Annotated in this window: 14 protein-coding genes; 10 read left to right on the forward strand and 4 right to left on the reverse strand. The window is 38.2% G+C overall.

All coding sequences use genetic code 11. The features are described 5' to 3' along the window. The first annotated feature begins 7 nt into the window (after positions 1 to 7). The 6 genes from addB to ACIQXJ_RS00135 all read left to right on the forward strand — a co-directional run bounded on the left by addB (position 8) and on the right by ACIQXJ_RS00135 (position 11994). On the forward strand, positions 8 to 3517 hold the full coding sequence (gene addB, locus ACIQXJ_RS00110; RefSeq protein ID WP_403048387.1) for a helicase-exonuclease AddAB subunit AddB: 3510 nt from the start codon (positions 8 to 10) through the stop codon (positions 3515 to 3517). 1 nt (position 3518) lies between these two features. Further along, a complete protein-coding gene (gene addA, locus ACIQXJ_RS00115; protein WP_403048389.1) occupies positions 3519 to 7232 on the forward strand; it encodes a helicase-exonuclease AddAB subunit AddA in 3714 nt (1237 codons plus the stop codon). A gap of 159 nt (positions 7233 to 7391) precedes the next feature. Further along, positions 7392 to 8558, forward strand: coding sequence for a DUF418 domain-containing protein (locus ACIQXJ_RS00120; RefSeq protein WP_403048391.1), 1167 nt, complete (start codon positions 7392 to 7394; stop codon positions 8556 to 8558). 124 nt (positions 8559 to 8682) lie between these two features. Further along, a complete protein-coding gene (locus ACIQXJ_RS00125; RefSeq protein WP_403048393.1) occupies positions 8683 to 9585 on the forward strand; it encodes a fumarylacetoacetate hydrolase family protein in 903 nt (300 codons plus the stop codon). Positions 9586 to 9814: 229 nt separating this feature from the next. After that, positions 9815 to 10183: a YisL family protein gene (locus ACIQXJ_RS00130; RefSeq protein ID WP_403048395.1), complete on the forward strand. Its 369-nt coding sequence runs from the start codon at positions 9815 to 9817 to the stop codon at positions 10181 to 10183. A gap of 344 nt (positions 10184 to 10527) precedes the next feature. Then, the gene (locus ACIQXJ_RS00135) at positions 10528 to 11994 is read left to right on the forward strand and encodes an alpha-amylase family glycosyl hydrolase (RefSeq protein ID WP_403048397.1); all 1467 of its coding nucleotides are present in this window, start codon (positions 10528 to 10530) and stop codon (positions 11992 to 11994) included. Between the two features lie 292 nt (positions 11995 to 12286). On the opposite strand, the gene ACIQXJ_RS00140 is transcribed toward ACIQXJ_RS00135, so the two are convergent. Together ACIQXJ_RS00140 and ACIQXJ_RS00145 are read right to left on the reverse strand one after the other, a co-directional pair. Further along, positions 12287 to 13144, reverse strand: coding sequence for a DegV family protein (locus tag ACIQXJ_RS00140; RefSeq protein WP_403054785.1), 858 nt, complete (start codon positions 13142 to 13144; stop codon positions 12287 to 12289). Positions 13145 to 13238: 94 nt separating this feature from the next. Continuing rightward, a complete protein-coding gene (locus tag ACIQXJ_RS00145; RefSeq protein WP_403048399.1) occupies positions 13239 to 14048 on the reverse strand; it encodes a Cof-type HAD-IIB family hydrolase in 810 nt (269 codons plus the stop codon). 125 nt (positions 14049 to 14173) lie between these two features. Here ACIQXJ_RS00145 and ACIQXJ_RS00150 point away from each other — a divergent pair, with 125 nt between their 5' ends. Together ACIQXJ_RS00150 and ACIQXJ_RS00155 are read left to right on the forward strand one after the other, a co-directional pair. Continuing rightward, a complete protein-coding gene (locus ACIQXJ_RS00150) occupies positions 14174 to 14938 on the forward strand; it encodes a prolyl oligopeptidase family serine peptidase (RefSeq protein WP_403048401.1) in 765 nt (254 codons plus the stop codon). Between the two features lie 53 nt (positions 14939 to 14991). After that, positions 14992 to 15300, forward strand: coding sequence for a metal-sulfur cluster assembly factor (locus ACIQXJ_RS00155; protein ID WP_107895576.1), 309 nt, complete (start codon positions 14992 to 14994; stop codon positions 15298 to 15300). Between the two features lie 214 nt (positions 15301 to 15514). On the opposite strand, the gene ACIQXJ_RS00160 is transcribed toward ACIQXJ_RS00155, so the two are convergent. Then, positions 15515 to 16210: a Crp/Fnr family transcriptional regulator gene (locus ACIQXJ_RS00160; protein WP_403048403.1), complete on the reverse strand. Its 696-nt coding sequence runs from the start codon at positions 16208 to 16210 to the stop codon at positions 15515 to 15517. A gap of 266 nt (positions 16211 to 16476) precedes the next feature. Here ACIQXJ_RS00160 and ACIQXJ_RS00165 point away from each other — a divergent pair, with 266 nt between their 5' ends. After that, on the forward strand, positions 16477 to 18606 hold the full coding sequence (locus tag ACIQXJ_RS00165) for an ATP-dependent Clp protease ATP-binding subunit (RefSeq protein ID WP_403048405.1): 2130 nt from the start codon (positions 16477 to 16479) through the stop codon (positions 18604 to 18606). A gap of 52 nt (positions 18607 to 18658) precedes the next feature. On the opposite strand, the gene ACIQXJ_RS00170 is transcribed toward ACIQXJ_RS00165, so the two are convergent. After that, entirely contained in the window at positions 18659 to 18853 is a 195-nt protein-coding gene (locus ACIQXJ_RS00170; protein WP_024362521.1) for a YjzD family protein, read from the reverse strand. 394 nt (positions 18854 to 19247) lie between these two features. On the opposite strand from ACIQXJ_RS00170, the gene ACIQXJ_RS00175 reads away from it, so the two are divergent. Continuing rightward, positions 19248 to 20186: a beta-ketoacyl-ACP synthase III gene (locus tag ACIQXJ_RS00175; protein ID WP_340826293.1), complete on the forward strand. Its 939-nt coding sequence runs from the start codon at positions 19248 to 19250 to the stop codon at positions 20184 to 20186. Positions 20187 to 20189: the final 3 nt, after the last annotated feature.

A 20189-nucleotide genomic window follows, 5' to 3' on the forward strand; every position in this document is an offset into this window, starting at 1 on the left:
AGAGTGAATGACATTACGAATTGTATCAGGACGTGCAGGTACCGGAAAATCAGCGTTTATTCATAGAGAGATAGTCGAGCAATTATCAACAGATCCATTAGGTCACCCTATTTTTATCATTGTCCCTGACCAAATGTCTTATTCAACTGAATATGAGCTTACAAATAGACATGGCCTACACGGGCTAATACGTGCTCAAGTGATGACGTTTAAACGTTTGGCTTGGCTTGTATTACAAGAAACAGGTGGTATTGCTCGCCAAGAAGTAAATGGCTATGGTTATCGGATGCTTATTCGAAAATTACTAGAGGAGCAAAAAAGTGATTTCTCTCTATTTCGACAAGCTGCTGGTAAACGGGGCTTTACCGAGGAAATCGAATCGTTATTACGTGAATTTAGCCGTTATAGTGTGAACAGTTCGGTATTAGCTGAAGTGACAGCTTCTTTAAAGGCTATTGACGCACCGAATACATTGCAGGCTAAAACAAATGATTTACAAATCGTTTTACAAGCATTAGAAGAACGACTTGGCACGACTTATGTCGATAGTGAGGGATACTATCCGATTTTAACCGAGCAGTTGAAATTTTCAGAGACGATGAAACAGGCGACAATTTATATAGATGGCTTTACTGCCTTTACTGTAAGAGAGCTAGAGCTTGTAAAAGAACTGCTAAAGGTGTCAAAGCAGGTAACCGTAGTGCTGCCGTTTGACCATATAGAAGAAGTCTATGATGAGCAAGCGCTCTTCAATGAAGCGGCAATTACAAATCAGCGTTTGCATGATATAGCACAGGAAAATGGCATTGAGGTAGATGCACCATTGCATTTTATCAAAACACATCGATTCCAGTCAGAAGATTTACGTCATGTCGAAGCAACATTTGAAAATATGGTGCCAAAAACGAAAAATTCAACTGGCGATGTGAAGGTCTTTGAAGCGTCGAATCGACGGGCTGAGATTCACGCCATTGCCCGGGAAATAACGAAGCTGACAAGGCAGGAGGGCTATCGTTATCAAGATATAGTGTTACTTTATAGACAAGCAGATGTATATGATCCGCTTATTTCAACAATTTTCCAACAATACGACATTCCTATTTTTGTGAACTCGAAAAAAACGATGCTCCATCATCCATTAATTGAGTTTAGTCGTTCTGCATTGGAGGTTATTACTTCTAATTGGAAATATGAACCGCTTTTTAGAAGTGTGAAAACAGATTTATTTTTCCCGTTGCATGCTGAGCAAAGTGTTTGGAGGGAGCGTGCAGATCGCCTAGAAAATTACTGTTTAGCACAAGGAATTTACGGAGAACGTTGGTTTGAAGAAGCTCGTTGGTTTTACAAAAAATATCGAGGTCTTGAATTCCATTCCCGTGTTCAAACAGATGAAGAGCGTGCGATGCAGACAGAAATCGAGGCAATTCGTGATATAATCCGTGCACCATTAAAAGTATTACAGGACAAGCTTATGCAAGCGACAACTGGTAGAGATGTGGCAACTGCGTTATATGAGCTTGTAGAAGAAGTCCAAGTATATGACAAGCTTCAAATCATGAAAGATCGTGAAATTGATAGAGGAGAAGCATTAGCTGCAAGTGAGCATGATCAAGCATGGAAAGAATGGGTTGCAGTACTCGATCAGTTTGTTTACATGTTTGGTGAGCAGGAAATGTCTGTGGAAGAAGCGGCAAAAATTTTAGATGAAGGATTCGATACATTAGAATTCTCTCGTATTCCACCTACTTTAGATGAAGTGATGGTGGCAACAGTCGATTTAGCTCGTTTATCGCATATTAAAGTTGCCTTTGTTCTTGGAATGAATGATGGCGTTTATCCTACTCGTATGGATTATGAAGGATTGCTGTCTGATACGGAACGTGAATGGTTTATGCATATTGGCTATGAATTAGCCCCTACATCCAAAAATAGGTTACTGCAGGAAAACTTCTTACTATATCGTGCAATTACAACACCGTCAGATAAGCTTTATATGACTTATTCGACGGCAGATGAAGAGGGGAAGGCACTATTATCCTCGTTATATATTAAGAAGATTATCGGAAATGATAAAACGGCAGGGCTTTTAAGCGGAGTAAATGTCGAGCGTGTTGTAATAGATCCAATTGAATTGATTGATAATAATGTAATGCCTTATTTACAACATCCTCGTACAGCATTAGCCCATTTAACGTTACAGTTACGGCAAGCAGAGCATAGCCGTGAGCTAGCACCAGAATGGGTAGCTTTACAACAATATTATGAGCAAGATCCATATTGGGCGTTAATTTTACATCGACTAATGCATCCAATTACACATAAAAATGAGGCAGAACCACTGGAAGGCTATATTACACAAGAGTTATATGGTCGTAAGCTAACATCGAGTGTGTCACGGATTGAGAAATACTTCCGTTGTCCGTTCTCCCATTTCACAACTTATGGGCTACGTTTGGAAGAACGAGCAGAATATCGTTTAGAAACATTTGCAATGGGTGATTTATTCCATGAGGCATTGAAATGGATTACAGAAGAGACGCATCGTTTACAACTATCTTGGATTCGTTTAACAAAGCAGCAAATTCAACAGCTTGCACGACAGGCTGTAGAGCAAATTGTGCCCGTATTCTCACATCAAATTTTGCTATCAAGTGCACGCTACCGTTATATCCAGCGCAAGCTTATCCGAATTGTAGAGCGCACAATGATGGCACTGACACAGCACGCGAATGTTTCTCACTTTAAACCAATTGCTATCGAAGCATCGTTTGGACCAGGGCAACACGAACAGCTTCCGCCATTGGAAATTGATTTACATGGTGGCAAAAAAATGTTTATGCGAGGTCGTATTGACCGTGTGGATAGTGCATCTATAGATGATCGCTCCTATTTACGTATCGTCGATTATAAATCGTCTGCTCGTGATTTAGATTTGAACGAGGTATATCATGGCCTATCATTGCAGGTGTTAACTTATTTAGATGTAGCGATGGAAAATGCATCCTATTGGCTACCGGGTGATGCAGAGCCTGCAGGTGTGCTTTATGTCCACGTTCATAATCCAATGTTAAAACTTGATAAAGACTTAAGTGATAGTGAAATTGAAGAAGATCGTTTAAAGCAATATAAGATGAAGGGGCTTTTAACAGAAAATCCAGAAGCTATTTTATCGATGGACGAGCAACTGGAGGAAGCAAGTGGGCACTCACAAATCATCCCTGTTTATATGAAAAAGGATGGTACACCGTCAGAATCACAATCGCGTATTGTGCCTGTTAATGATATGAAAAACTTGCAGCATTTTGTGCGCCGTAAGCATCAAGAAGCGGGAAATGGTATTTTAGCAGGGGATACAGCCATTAGCCCTTATAAACTAAAATCAAAAACAGCCTGTGATTATTGTCAATTTGCATCAGTGTGCCAATTTGACCCATCCGATGGTAAACAAAGCTATCGTCAGCTACCGCAAGTAAAGCCGGTAGAGGTTGTCGAAAAAATTCGGGAGGAGATGAACTAACATGGTGCAGCAAATACCTGTGAAGCCAGCAAATGTCACTTGGACAGATGATCAGTGGAAAGCGATTTATGCCAGTGGGCAAGATACCCTTGTTTCAGCAGCGGCTGGTTCTGGTAAAACAGCAGTGCTTATTAATCGCATGATTGAGAAGGTTGTAGCAACAGAAAACCCAATTAATGTTGATGAATTACTTGTTGTAACGTTTACCAATGCTTCGGCAGCTGAAATGCGCCATCGTATGGCAGAGGCACTTGAGAAAGCGATAGCAGAAAATCCGACGTCTAACCATTTGCGACGACAGTTGAGTCTTGTCAATAAAGCGCAAATATCAACATTGCATTCTTTCTGTTTAGCCATCGTGAAGCAGTATGCTTATATGCTCGATATAGACCCAGGTTTCAGAATAGCGAATGAAGCTGAGATTGCGTTGCTTAGAGATGATATTTTAGCTGATGTGCTTGAATCAGCCTACGATACGGAGGATGAAGCACAAATCAACGCCATCTATCGACTAGTGGATAGTTTTACATCAGATCGTGATGATCAGGCGATTGAAACATTAATGAGTAAGCTTTATGATACTTCACGCGTTCATGCTGAACCGAAAAAATGGTTACGAAGCTTACCAGAAACATATAAGTTAGCGGATGATGTGACAATAGATGATTTAGAGTTATCAAAATATGTGAAATTGACTGTTAAGCATAGCCTGGAGGAAGCGTTCGTATTAATTTCTGAAATGCGTGCCATTACGCTTCAGCCAGATGGCCCTGCTCCCTATGCTGAAACGGCAGAAATCGATTTTGCAATGATTCAAGAAGGCATTCGGATTAGTCAAGAAGGAACGTGGCAACAGCTATTTGATTATTTTTCAACTGTGAAGTGGTCGACACTTAAGCGTGTTTCAAAGGATGCTTTAGTCGATGTAGAGCTTCAGGAGCTGGCAAAGAAAAAGCGTGAGTCTGCTAAAAAAATCATGAATAAGCTGAAAGAAACCTATTTTGTCCGTACACCTGCCCGTCTACTTGAAGAAATACGACTAATGGCACCAACGATTGCAACGTTAGTTGAATTGACGACTATTTTTTACGAGCATTTCCGTCTGGCAAAATTAGAGCGAGGAATTATCGACTTTTCAGACTTAGAGCATTATGCCCTGCAAATTTTAACGGAAGAGGTAGATGGTAAATTACAGCCATCACCTGTTGCGCTAGATTTGAAAAAACGTTTCAAAGAAGTGCTTGTGGATGAATATCAAGATACGAATATGCTACAAGAAACGATTTTACAATTGGTCAAGCTAGGTGAAGAGCAAGATGGCAACCTTTTTATGGTTGGAGATGTAAAACAAAGTATATATCGCTTCCGTTTAGCAGAGCCAAAGCTCTTTATGCGAAAGTATAATGAATTTTTAGAGGATCCCGAGGCGACTGGCATGCGCATTGATTTAAATGCTAATTTCCGAAGCCGTAGTGAGGTTTTAGACGCTACAAATTTTGTATTTGCGCAAATTATGGGCGAACGTGTTGGTGAAATACACTATGATGACAATGCTTCATTAAAGCCCGCAGCACCGTATGATGATAAAGAGGTACCTGTTGAACTCGTCGTTTTGCATCCACTAGAGGAAGAGGCATTGGATGAAGAACAGGAAGAGAGTATGAGTGAGGCATCAGAGCTTGAGGAACTAAAGAAATCACAGTATGAAGCACGATTTATTATTGATCGAATTCGACAAATGATGGAAGATGGCACAACAGTATACGATACGAAAACAGCAACAGAGCGTCCATTAAAATACAGTGACATCGTTATATTAATGCGTTCGATGACGTGGTCTACCGATTTAGTGGAAGAATTTAAGCTAGCTGGAATTCCTCTTTATGCAGAGTCATCTAAAGGTTATTTTGATGCACTTGAAGTGATGATTATGCTCAATACACTAAAGGTTGTAGATAATCCGTATCAAGACATTCCACTAGCCTCTGTGTTGCGAGCACCTTTTGTAGGTTTAACAGAAAATGAGTTAGCCAAAATTCGTTTAGCGGATACAAAAACACCGTTCTACGATGCATTAAGGCAGTTTATTCGAAGTGAAGGACATGGTGTACAATCCGAAACATTTGAGAAGCTTCAACGTTTTATGCTGGCATTTGAAAACTGGCGAGATTTAGCACGACGAGGATCTTTGTCAGATTTAATTTGGAAAATCTACTTAGATACGCATTATTATGAAATGGTTGGCGCAATGCCAAATGGTAAACAACGACAAGCAAATCTACGCGTTTTACATGATCGAGCATTAATGTATGAAAAAACGTCGTTTCGAGGCTTATTCCGCTTCCTGCGCTTTATAGACCGGATGCGAACACGTGGCGATGATTTAGGAACGGCAAAGTCCATTGGTGAAAAAGATGATGTCGTAAGACTTGTGACCATCCACTCTTCCAAAGGGTTAGAGTACCCAGTTGTTTTTGTTGCAGGAATGGGGCGTCCCTTCAATAAAATGGATTTTCATAACCCATATTTATTCGACCAGGATTATGGGCTTGCGGTCAAGGCGATTGATCCAGAAAATCGCATAACCTATACTTCTTTACCATTTCTTGCGATGAAGGAGAAAAAAGAGCTTGAAATGAGAGCCGAAGAAATGCGGGTATTATATGTAGCGATGACACGCGCCAAGGAACGACTTATTTTAGTAGGATCAGTAAAAAGCTGGGGGAAAACACGTGATGCTTGGCAGGACGCTCAAAACCTGGCTGTGGATGCACCGTTGCAAGATTATTTACGTGCACGTGCAAATAGTTATTTTGACTGGGTTGGACCTGCTGTTGCAAGACATGCTGATTTTGCATCAATCGCAAGTTCTCCATATAAGGCTAGACAAGATGCATCACGTTGGTGGATCCGTGCAATTCCAACATATCATTTTATGTATGACACGCAAGCACTCGATAGCGACGTACAGCAGATGCTAGAAGCACCAGAGGATGCAGAGTTACTCGCAGAAATTACTGCTCGCTTCCAAGCGCAGTATGCATTTCAAAAATCGACTCTAAAACGTTCGAAAACATCCGTTAGTGAAATTAAGCGTGTAGAAAGTTTACAACGTCAAGAAGAGCCAGAATACTATTTTACTGCACCTAAAAAAGACAAGGCTACTATTGCACCAAGACCAACCTTTTTACAAGACAAGCAGCTAACAGGTGCAGAAATGGGAACAGCTGTCCATACGGCTATGCAGCATGTACCACAGTGTGGCTTTTCAACTGTGCAAGAGGTGGAGCAATTTGTAGCGGAGTTAGTGGCAAAACAGTTGCTAACGGAGGCGGAAAGCAAAATCGTTCCATGTGAGAAAATTTTTCGTTTCTTTACAACTGATATTGGACAACGCTTCAAAAACGCAAAGCAAATTCGTAGAGAAATGCCATTTACCATTAGTCGTGTCGATGAGGACGGTGATGCGCAAATCGTACAGGGGATTGTGGACTGCCTGTTTGAGGATGTTTATGGCAACTGGATATTACTCGATTATAAAACAGACCGCATTAGTTCTCAATTTGCGGAGGAGCCAGCGCTATCGAAGGAACTTATAGGCCGCTATGGTGTACAACTACGAGTTTATAGTGAGGCGATTGAATCGATTTTACACATACAAGTGAATGAAAAAGTGTTGTACTTGTTTGATATTGAGCAGGCACTTTATGCGTAGGGAAACCTTCGCCTGTGAAATTAGGTAGTATTCCTTTCATAAGCGTTAAACTGCAAGCTGCAAACTTCTGCATGGAAGGTGAGCGTTGATATGGCTTACCTACATGCAGAAGGGGGCAAATTGCAATGTACGTGATAAGAAAGAAGAGGAGGCTATTTTGTGAATTTAAAACCGACGATGTTGCAGGAGCGTATTGTAACATTAGATATTTTACGTGGAATGAGCTTACTAGGTATTTTGCTCGTTAATATGTATGCTTTTTATTTGCCAATGCCACATATTGATTTAGGATCGTGGTTTACAACACCGTCAGATATAGTTTGGCAGCAAAATTTAGATATCTATGTGCAAAGCAGCTTTTATCCGTTATTTTCTATGTTATTTGGCTATGGGCTAGCGATGCAATGGCAAAAAGCCCAAAGTCGTGAACAAAACTTTTATGGAACAGGTCTTCGAAGGCTTATTGTATTATTTATGTTTGGTTTGGTGCATGCGGTCCTTATTTGGTGGGGAGATATTTTAATGATGTATGCATTTTGTGGTATTTTTTTACTGTTACTTCTACGTTTAAAGCCAATTTGGCTTTTACTAACCGGCATTATTATCAATGGATTTATGCATGTTTTTATGTTGTTTGTAGTAGGTTATATTAGCTTTAATACGAAGGTGGATACGTATTTAAATATTACGGATGTGGAAAAAGCAATTACTGCTTATGGCACAGGTAGTTGGGGGGATACCTTTTTACAACGCTTAGCAGACCTATCTGTTCAGGCAGGTATAGGAATGTGGATTGCGTCATTGTTTATGGTATTACCATTTATGTTAATAGGTGCTGCTGCTTCCAAATGGCATTTAGTAGAGCGAGCGAAAGAGCTGAAATGGCTATGGCTGGTATTAACAATAGTAGGACTCGCAGTAGGTATTTTTTTGAAAAGTACCCCGATCATATATACTCGTACGTATTTACTAGATTATATAAAGGTCTATATGGGTGGTCCGATATTATCAATCGGTTATATAGGGCTCATTGTATTACTATGTCTGCTGCCAGTTGTCCCAAAATTGCTTAGTCCATTTGCAAAAATTGGGCGCATGTCGTTAACGATGTACATACTTCAATCCATTATCGGAACATGTATATTTTATCAATTTGGATTAGGCTGGTATGGAAAAGTTAGTGTTTCTACTGGTGTGTTAATTGCTATCGGTATTATCGTGGCGCAAATGATTTTGGCAGAAATTTGGCTAACGAAGTGGAAGCAAGGTCCGTTAGAGGCTTTATGGCGTAAATTAACATATAAGGCGAAGACTGAGCCAAGTTAAAAAAGTACTCGTAATACACTTAATTGATAGAGAATTAGCAACATTAAAAATTGTTATCGTAAAAGTAAGGTAATTTATATCATATTGTTGTATCATGTAGAAAAAAGAAGGAGCTCTTAAAATCATGAAAATTTTATCATTTAAATTAGGTGGACATGTAAGCTTTGGACCAAAAGTAAAAAAAGAAGAAGCGGTATGGGATGTACTCGCTATTCAAAACGAACTTCAAGTTCTCCCTTCTTTTTCAAGTTCAATTGTCGATGGCATTGCATTAGGCTTCGATTTTGTTGAGCAGATTCGTAAATTAGTAGAGGCAGCAGAAAAATCAGATCGTGCTAATAGCTTCAAGCGTGAATTTACAGTGATTGAATGGTTATCACCAATTCCGCGTACGCCAAAAAACATTATGTGTATCGGTAAAAACTATGATGAGCATGCAAAGGAAATGGGTGCAGAAGCAGCACCAATCGATTTAATGGTATTTACGAAGTCTCCAACAGCGATTGCTGCGGATGGCCAAACATTATCTATTCATGCTGATCTTTCTTCAAAAATGGATTATGAAGGTGAACTTGCAGTTGTCATTGGTAAACGTGGGAAAAACATTCCGAAAAACTTAGCCTTTGATTATGTATTTGGCTACACAATTGCGAATGATATTACAGCGCGTGACCTGCAAGATAAACATAAGCAATTTTTCTTAGGAAAAAGTCTAGAAGGCACTTGCCCATTAGGTCCATACCTTGTGACAAAAGATGAAATTCCAAATCCACAAGAGTTAACGGTCGTAACGAAAGTAAATGATGAAGTACGCCAAAACGGTACAACAAAAGATATGATGTTCACTGTTGAATCGTTAGTATCGATTTTATCGCAACATGTTACATTGGAGCCAGGTGATGTCATTTTAACGGGTACTCCAGCAGGCGTTGGAAAAGGAATGAACCCACCGCAATTTTTAAAAGCGGGCGATACAGTGAAAGTATCCATTCAAGGTATCGGTACGTTAGTAAATCATTTTGAATAATATGGATAGTCCGCGCGAGTGTAAGCTCCGCGGATTTTTTAATTTGTTTTTTGCAAAGTCCTTTACTTAGGTGGTGGATGAATCCAAAAAATGCAATGAAATTAGTGGGGTTTAGCCAAAGTGGAGACGTAATTGATTCAATTTCGTGAACACAATTTGTAATATTTGAAACCATTTCCACCACATGATAGGATATAGTTTGATAGAAAAAAAATGAGGTGGGACAAACATGGATTTTTTAACTAACCAAACACATTTACACATTACAACTTGGGTAGTTGGTATCGTAATCTTTTTAATCGCAGCACTTAGTGGTAAGCAGTCTAAAGGCTTACATATGGTATTACGTTTATTTTACATTTTAATTATCATTACAGGTGGAGCATTATTTATTAAAGGAATGGACTACGGCCAAGGAATGCTTTATGGCTTTAAATTTATCGGCGGTATTTTAGTTATTGGCATGATGGAAATGGTATTAGTCCGTCAAAAGAAAAATAAGCCAACAACAATGTTCTGGATTTTATTTGTAGTATTCTTACTGATTACAATGTTCTTAGGGTTCAAGTTACCAATGGGACAAAATTTCCTTGCATAATGATTAAAAAAAGCCGTGAAGCTGTTGCTTCACGGCTTTTTTTATTGTGAAAGTGCCAGGCACCGAAACAATTATGAATTTTCGGAATTTATAATTTGGGCTTGAGCGGAAAGTACCCACCGTAACCGACATCAACGACATAGCAAAGAGTGTTAGACTGATACCATTCAATCTAACATTTTTTTCTCTATTGTCTCTGCCTTTTATTATTGAAGTTGGCTTAATTTGACACCTTTTTGTCGTAATTCATTTTGCATTTCAGGAAAATATTTTGAAATGATAGCTACGTAGCTGTTTTATTTGGTAAAATGACGTTGGATTGCTTTGAAAGAGAGGGAATAAAAGTGAAATTTAAGAAGTGGATAGGCGCAACAGCCGCATCGCTTTTACTGGCAACTTCATTGATTGGTGTAACACCAGCTCATGCAGATGAGGTTCAAACAAGAACGATTGCAGAAGAAAGCATTTTTGATTTACTCGTTGACCGTTTCTTTAATGGTTCAGGCACCAACGATTTTGATACAAATACGCAAGACCCAACGAAATTTGCAGGCGGTGACTTCACAGGTCTACAAGATAAACTAAAATTTATTGGAGAAATGGGCTATACGATCGTATCTATCGGAACAATTTTCGAAACTGAAATATACGATGGCTCAATGCCAACAAGCTATAGTAAAATCGAAGAGCATTTTGGAACAGCAGAAGAATTCCAAAGTGTAGTGAAGGCATATAAAGAAAAAAATATGTCGATCATGGTTGACTTTCCTTTAAATAATGTAAGCCCTAATCATGAGTGGGCACAGGATGCAGCAAAACAGAACTGGATTGCCTCTACAGATAATGGACATATTCAATGGGATTTAACAAATAAAGATGTACAAGCTGCTTTAATTGAATCAGCGACAAAATTTGTTTCTACATATGATGTTGGTGGCATACGTTTAACAAATATTGCGGATGCCGATTCTGCATTTCTTAATGCAATGATCACAGCACTAAAAGATACAAAAAAATCATTATACATTATTTCAAATGAAGAAAGCGATGCCAATTTTGATGCAAGCTTCTCGCCAGAAACAGCAGAAATTTACCGTAATATGTTTAAAAATGTCGATAAAGACTCTTCAAAGCTAATGGAGCCTTTTACTAGTGAGAAACCAACGCAAATTATGATTGATTCATTGCAAACGCATCGTTTTACATTCGATTCCGCATCTGAAAATATGTTCCCTCCAACAAGATTAAAAATGGCATTGGGAGCGTTATTTATGATGCCTGGAATTCCTGTTGTTCAGTACGGTACAGAAATTGCCATGAACGGGGAAGTGAAACCTGATACACATCAATTATACAATTTTAAAACAGATGAAGAGTTAATTGACTATATTAAAAATGTACAATCTTTACGTAATCAATCGGCGACATTACGAAAAGGTGATTTTGAAGTCATTACAAATGACAATGGCTTACTTGTGTTTACACGAAAATCCGATGATGAGCAATGGATTATTATGGTGAACAACACAGGGAAAACACAACGTGTGGATTTAACGCCTGAACAAATTGGTGAGGGCAAAATGCTAAACGGCATTTTACAAGAAGAAAAGGTACGTAAAAATGAAAAGGGCGTTTACCCAGTCATTTTAGACCGTGAAATAGTAGAAATTTATCAAGTTAAAGACGATGAAGGGCTAAATATTCCTTACATGGCTGCGCTTGGATTAGTTTATGTTGTATTTATTGGTTTCGTCGTTGTTATTATTAAACGAGGTAAAAAACGTCGTCAAGAACAAGACGCTGCAAAATAAAAATAGCCAAGAGGCTGGGACAAAACTTTAAAAGAGGAACAAAGCTGTTAGTAAATTCTTTTACAGTAGATAAAATTTAGAAGAGAACATTAGTTGATGGTAGCGAAGGCGGTGACTCCTGCGGGAACGCACGCAGCGTAAGCGCAACAAACCGCGCGCTAGCGAGGGTTGCGGCTTACGGTGTGCCCGCGGAAAGCAACCGCCGTAGCGGACATCAACGGCATAGTAAAAAAGTGTTAGATTGATTGAAATCAATCTAACACTTTTTCTCTTATGTCCTGTTCTCATTATGCTATGATTGGTAGCTTTTATTTGTAAAGAAAATAGCGATTGTACCTGGTCCTACATGGGAACCGATAACTGAGCCAATCATTGTCATTTGAACTTCTTTTGGTGCGAATCTTTCCTGTATAGATGCTTTTACTTCGTTAGCAAAGGCCGTATCATCACTATGGCTAATGCCAACAATTTTGTCAGAAAAATTACCACCACGCTCTTGCATTATATCTAACATACGCGTAATAGCTTTTTTACGACCACGTGATTTTTCAATCGGTACAAGTTTGCCATCCTCGACATTTAAAATAGGCTTAATGCTAAGGAGTCCACCAAGAAATGCACTTGCTTTTGAAACACGCCCCCCTTTAGCAAGGTAATCTAAATCTTCCACTGTGAAAAGATGTTCCATCTGTGAAGCGAGTGAAGAGACCTTTGTTTCAATTTCTTCAAGCGAAGTACCTGCTTTCCTTAGTTGAACGGCTTCTTGAACGATTAAGCCATGACCTAATGAGGCACATTTTGAATCGATAATTGCTAGCTTTAGCGTAGGATATTGCTCAATTACTTGGTTACGAATCATTACAGCTGTACTATACGTACCTGACAATTCAGATGAGAAGGCGATATAAATGCCTTGCTCTCCACTTTTTGCAAGCTCTTCAAACTGTTTTAAAAAGAGTTCTGGTGAAACTTGTGAAGTTTTTGGATGTGCACCTTGTCGGATAGCGTCGTAAACTTCTTTAGAATCAATTGATATGACATCATCATATTCATTGTTATTTACTTGTACTCGTAGCGGAAGTAGAATGACATCATTCTCTTCGTAGTAAGACTTCGGCAAATCACATCCACTATCAGTAAAAATTTTCATCATCTTAACCTCCTAAAAAACTGTATTTATTAGTAATGCTAGTTTTGCTTACTTCATTTTTTTATGTCTGAAAAAAATGGGAATTACTACTTAACTATGTTAATTTTAAGCGCTCAATAAGTATTTTAGCAATGCCATCTTCATTATTTGTAGTTGTAATTTCATTGGCGATGTTTTTTAAGCTAGTGATTCCGTTACCCATAGCGACGCCAATACCAGCATAATCAATCATTTCTAAATCATTGTCCTCGTCACCAAAGGCTATAATACGCTCACGCGGAATCCCTAAATCTTTGGCTACATGTGAAATTCCGACAGCTTTATTTAAGCCACGACGGACAATTTCAATAATATGAAGCGGTGCACCCCAACGACGATGCTCTATAACTTCTGCATGAACTGCTTGTAAATGGTCTCGAATAATCATTGAATTAGTTTCGTTAGCTTGAATTAGTAGACTCGTTGGATTAACTAATAGATTTGTCGAAATATCACCCAACGTAATTTTAGGATTACCCATGTTAAAAATATTTAGTATGCGATCATCCTCTGTATGCACATAAATGTCATCCTTCACTTCAGCTATAATATTTTCATATTCATAGCTATTAACAGAATCAACAACCTCTCGGACAACGTTTAAGTCAATCGGTGTATGCATTGTTTGCCAAGCAGCATTTTTAGGATGGTGGACATAAGCACCATTAAAATTCACAATAGGTGTTGTTAAACCAAGCTCATGATAGTAGATATCACTTGCACGATAAGGACGACCTGTGGCAATCATAACCTGATGCCCTTGTTCCTTAGCCTGCAATAATGTTTTTTTTGTTTTTAAAGAAATTTGTTGTTGGTCCGTTAATAACGTACCATCTAAATCTAAAACGATTAAATGCGGTTTCATTGCTTGTTGCCCCTTTCCTATATGTTTGAATAGTATCTCTTTGTAATCCATACGTCAAAATTTTGTCACATTGAAAAAAGTTTGCTAACATAAAAAAGGTTAGACAAAAGTTGGGAGTGACAAGAATGTTAGTAAAGAATGAAATTTGGGGAGATATTCCTTTGTTACATATATCGACAGATAATATGAATGAAAATACCCCGGTAGTAATTTTCTTACACGGCTTTATGAGTGCAAAAGAACATAACTTACATTATGCATACCAGTTAGTAAATAAAGGGGTGCGTGTCCTATTACCAGATGCAAAACTTCATGGTGATCGCAGCGAAGGATTAACAGAGACTCAAATGAATTTACATTTTTGGGATATCGTCTTAAATTCTATTCATGAAGTAGAGCAATTATATAAAGAATTAAAGAATAAGCAATTAATAGCTAACAATAAAATTGGTGTGGCTGGCACTTCAATGGGCGCGATCGTCACATCAGGCTGTTTGAAACTTTATGATTGGATTCAAACGGCAGCAATATGTATGGGTGGCCCTGGTTTTATTAAATTAGGTGCATATCAATTGCAACAAATGGCGAAAAACGGTGTGAAATTTCCGATGTCAGAACAAGAAGTACAAAAAACGAATGAACTTCTCGCAAAGTATGATATCAGTTTAACACCAGAACAATTCGCTGGCCGCCCTGTATTCTTTTGGCATGGTGAGCATGATAAAACCGTACCTTTTAATGATACGTATAATTTTTATTTAACATTACGTGCATACTACGATAAAAATCCGAGCAACTTAAAATTTATTACAGATAAACATGCTGGTCATACTGTAACACGTGAAGGTATGTTGGCGGCAACCGATTGGCTTGCACAGCATTTGGCATAATAAGAAGCATCTGCTATGATTAAGTTAACACTGTGACGAAAGGAGAAATACAGATGGATCAAGATATGAAAGACAGCATGTTAAGTGCATTAGAAAACGTAATCGACCCTGAGCTTGGTATTGATATCGTCAACTTAGGTTTAGTATATGATGTAGAGTTAGATGACGAGGGTTTAGCAACAGTTACCATGACACTAACTTCAATGGGCTGCCCAATGGGACCGGTTATTGTCGATCAAGTAAATACAGCTATGAGTGAACTACCAGAGGTGAAAAGTACAAATGTAAATATTGTATGGAACCCACCTTGGTCAAAAGATAAAATGTCACGCTATGCGAAAATGGCATTAGGTGTCCGCTAGAAGATTGACTTCTAACAATATGAATAAAAAATCCCTGCTTGCACATAACTGTAAGCGGGGATTTAATATTTATTTTGCTATAGCAGAAGTCCTCCGCTTTTAAAGGTAGGGGAGACATGTCAAAGATGAATTCGCTGAGGATTATACCCTCGGCTTAATTAATAGATAAAGCAACTTGCGAATATCTTAGATACGTCACGCCGTAGTTGATAAATTAGTCAATACGGCAAATTTGCAATGGGCAATTTTCACAGGCAATTTCATTTTTTAAATATTGTAAATCAAGAATTGTAATATAGCCTTTTTCGAAGGATAGAATGTGATGTTTTTTAAGATCGTTCAACATACGGTTAATCATTTCTCTACTTGTAGCACATAAATTTGCAATTTCTGAATTCGTTAATGGAAAGTCGATAAAAATTGACTCATTTTCTAATGGCTTCCCATACGTATTTGAAAGGCGAATTAGCGTTGAAAATAAAGCACCTTTTTTACCATTTAACACTAAATCACGTAGACGGCTTTGGTATTTTAAATTTTCTGTTTGCAACCATTTCATATACTCTACCATTAAATGTGGTTGCTCCACTAACAGATGCTCTAATGATTTACGACTTAAAACATATAACGTTGAAGTTTCTAAAACTTTAGCTGTCATCGAAAAAAAAGTGAGGTTACAAAATAATGAGCCTTCACCAATTATACTATCAGGACCGCAAATACGAATTGTTAATTCCTTTCCACTTTCGGTTTCCTGGCTAATCGAAATAGCCCCTGTTTTAATATAATAAATTTCTTTAGCTCGTTCCCCTTCTAAGAAAATTTTACTATCTTTATTCACTTTAATAAAAACTCCATTATTTTGAAAAAGCGCATGCATTTTCTCTTGAATATTATCCATTAGTACCATATATCAAACACATCTCTTTCTTTTTGTAATAAAAATTACCTGTATTACAAAAGGATGACGATAATCATTTCGATATACTAAAACAACGAAACATACCACTATTATAACGTAATTTTCCATTTTTCAGTAAAAAATTTTTGAGCTTTTTTTTTGCTACGATTTGTCGATTGTTGTAAAATAAAGTTAGTCAAAAAAGGTCAAACTTTTAGTGGAATCAAAATTAGGGTAAAGATATAAAAAGAAACGAAGAGAAGAGGAGTGCTACAATGCAATTTCAACAAACTGATGATAAAAAACCATTAGAGCAATTTGGTCGTAACTTAGTTGAAGAAGTGAAAAACGGCAAAATGGACCCTGTAATTGGACGTGATGAAGAAATTCGCAATGTGATTCGAATTTTAACACGTAAAACGAAAAATAACCCGGTTTTAATCGGTGAACCAGGAGTAGGTAAAACAGCCATTGTAGAAGGGTTGGCACAACGTATAGTGAAAGGTGATGTTCCAGAAGGATTAAAAGAGTGCGTATTGTACGAGCTTGATATGAGTGCATTAATAGCTGGAGCAAGTTATCGTGGTCAATTTGAAGAAAGATTAAAAGGCGTACTAAAAGAGGTAAAAGAATCTGAAGGGCGCATTATTTTATTTATCGATGAAATCCATACAATTGTTGGTGCTGGTAAAACAGACGGAGCAATGGATGCTGGAAATATGTTAAAGCCTATGCTTGCACGTGGCGAACTCCATTGTATAGGAGCTACGACATTAGACGAATATCGTATGTATATTGAAAAAGATCCTGCTTTAGAACGCCGCTTCCAACAAGTGCTTGTTCGTGAACCATCTATTGAAGATACAGTTTCTATTTTACGTGGCTTAAAAGAACGCTTTGAGCTGCATCATGCAGTACGTATTCATGATCGAGCTATTGTAGCGGCTGCTGAGCTTTCAAATCGCTATATTACAGAGCGTTTTTTACCAGATAAAGCGATTGATTTAATTGATGAGGCATGTGCAATGATCCGTACAGAAATCGATTCAATGCCACAAGAATTAGATGCGGTGACTCGTCGTATCATGCAATTAGAGATTGAAGAACAAGCATTACGTAAGGAAAAAGATGAAGCTAGTAAAAAACGTCTGGAGCAATTACAAGAAGAGTTAACAAAACTTAAAGATTCATCAGAAGGTATGCGTAAACAATGGGAAGCAGAGAAAGAAGCATTGCAAGGCATCCAGAAAAAACGTGAATCACTTGATAAATACCGTCGTGATTTAGATGAAGCAGAAAGTAAATATGATTTAAATAAAGCAGCTGAATTACGACATGGGAAAATTCCTGCCCTTGAAAAAGAGCTTCAAGAGATGGAAAAACATTTAGAAAAAGGTAGTGAGACACGTATTTTGCGTGAGGAAGTTACTTCTGATGAGATTGCTTCAATTGTATCTCGTTGGACAGGTATCCCTGTAACAAAGTTAGTTGAAGGTGAACGCGAAAAATTACTGCGTTTAAAAGATACGTTACATGAACGGGTTGTAGGACAGGATAATGCTGTTCAGCTAGTTACAGAAGCGGTATGGCGTGCCCGAGCAGGCATTAAAGATCCACATCGCCCAATTGGTAGCTTTTTATTCCTTGGGCCAACAGGTGTTGGTAAAACTGAGCTCGCTAAGGCACTTGCTGCACAGTTGTTTGATTCTGAGGAGCATTTTATTCGTATTGATATGAGTGAGTATATGGAGAAACATAGCGTATCACGTCTCGTTGGTGCACCTCCAGGATATATCGGCTATGAAGAAGGTGGACAATTAACTGAAGCGGTTCGCCGTAATCCATATGCTGTCGTATTACTCGATGAAATTGAAAAGGCTCATCCTGATGTAGCGAACATATTATTGCAAATTTTAGATGATGGTCGCATTACGGATAGTCAAGGACGTATGGTAAACTTTACGAATACCGTCGTTATTTTAACATCCAATATAGGCTCTAGCTATTTAATGGAAGCACAAGAAGATGATGCTGATGTCGAGGATTTAGTTATGGCAGCACTGCGTCAGCACTTTAAGCCAGAGCTTTTAAACCGAATGGACGATATTATTATGTTCCATGCGTTGTCTGAAAAACATTTCACAGCGATTGCTTGGAAATATGTTGAGCAGCTTGTAAAACGTGTAGCTGAGCAGGAAATTACATTAGATGTTGCTCAGGAAGTAATCGATTGGGTTGTTGAACAAGGAGCAGATCCACAGTTTGGGGCACGTCCATTAAAACGCTTTGTGCAACGCTATATTGAAACAGCAGTTGCCAAGGAGTTATTGCGTGGCGAAGTACTACCAGGAGAAACTTTGCATGTTAAAATGCATAATGGACAGTGTGTAGTGGAAAAACAATAAATAGAAAAAAACCTGTTTCGCATAAGGCGAGACAGGTTTTTTATGATTTTGATTAATGATGGTCTGCAGCTTCTGGAGTTGGCTCGTTTGGAATGATTGCGCCAATAACAAAAATAAGTACTGAGAATACAACTGAAAGGATCGCACCAGTTTGGAAATCAAATGGTACTCCGATTACAGCACTTACTACGTAGTTTAACATTGAAACTAGTAAGAATGACCATATGAACGTTACGATATATTGCATTTAATTCACCTCAACCGAACTTTTTTATTACATATACATTATCATATCATAACATAAGTCGAAAAAAAAAGAATCTTTTATCAAAAAGTGGCGCTTTCTAAGCGGTGATTTATGGCAATTTTGTCACAACATTTTAGCTTGTCGGCAGAAGAGAATTGTTTATGCGGCGATTGAACGAGTTCTAAAGGCGATAACAGAAGTTTTACCAGTGATTAAGAGACTTCAATCGGGGATAGTAGTACTTTTACCTGCGATTGAACGACGACTATCAACGAATTCTATACGGACCTTATGGTATACTAAATTTAATTCACCTTGCACCATTCCTTCATTATGAGTTATAATTATGACCAGTTACTAATAATTGATAGTAAGAAAGCAGAGGGGTTGCTATATGAACGCAGGTATTATAGGTTTAGGCAGATACGTTCCTGAAAAGGTCGTTACGAATTTTGACTTAGAAAAAATTATGGACACTTCGGATGAATGGATTCGAACTCGTACAGGAATTGAAGAACGTCATTTCGCTGCAGATAATCAAGAAACTTCAGATTTAGCAGTAGCAGCTGCGAAAGATGCTATTGCAAAAGCAGGTATTACACCTGAAGAAATAGGATTAATACTTGTAGCAACTGTAACACAAGATCAAACATTTCCAAGTGTAGCATGTATGGTTCAGGAGCAAATTGGTGCTGTAAATGCAGCAGCGATGGACCAAGCAGCAGCTTGCGCAGGATTTATATATAGCTTAGTGACAGCAAAACAATTTGTAGAATCAAGCGCTTATAAATATGTCTTAGTAGTAGGTGTTGAAAAACTGTCCAAAGTCATTGATTGGGAAGATCGCAATACGGCTGTTTTATTTGGTGATGGAGCAAGTGCTGCCATTGTGGGTCCTGTATCAGAAGGTAGAGGGATTTTATCATTTGAGCTTGGAGCCGACGGAACGGGCGGTAAACATCTTTATTTAACGCAGCAAGAGACAATTGCGATGAACGGTCGTGAAGTATTTAAGTTTGCTGTACGTCAAATGGGTGAATCAGCAGTAAATGTATTAGACAAAGCTGGTTTAACAAAAGAAGATGTTGATTTTTTAATTCCACATCAAGCAAATATTCGAATTATGGAATCGGCACGTGAACGTTTAGCATTACCCGCTGAAAAAATGTCAAAAACGATTCACAAATATGGCAATACATCAGCAGCTTCTATTGGTATTTCTTTAGTAGAAGAGCTTGAAGCAGGTAAAATTAAAGATGATGATTTATTAGTACTTGTCGGTTTTGGCGGTGGCTTAACATGGGGTGCCGTTGCAATGAGATGGGGAAAATAACAT

The organism is Lysinibacillus sp. NPDC097868 (assembly GCF_044761135.1).
In the GTDB taxonomy this organism is placed as follows: domain Bacteria; phylum Bacillota; class Bacilli; order Bacillales_A; family Planococcaceae; genus Lysinibacillus.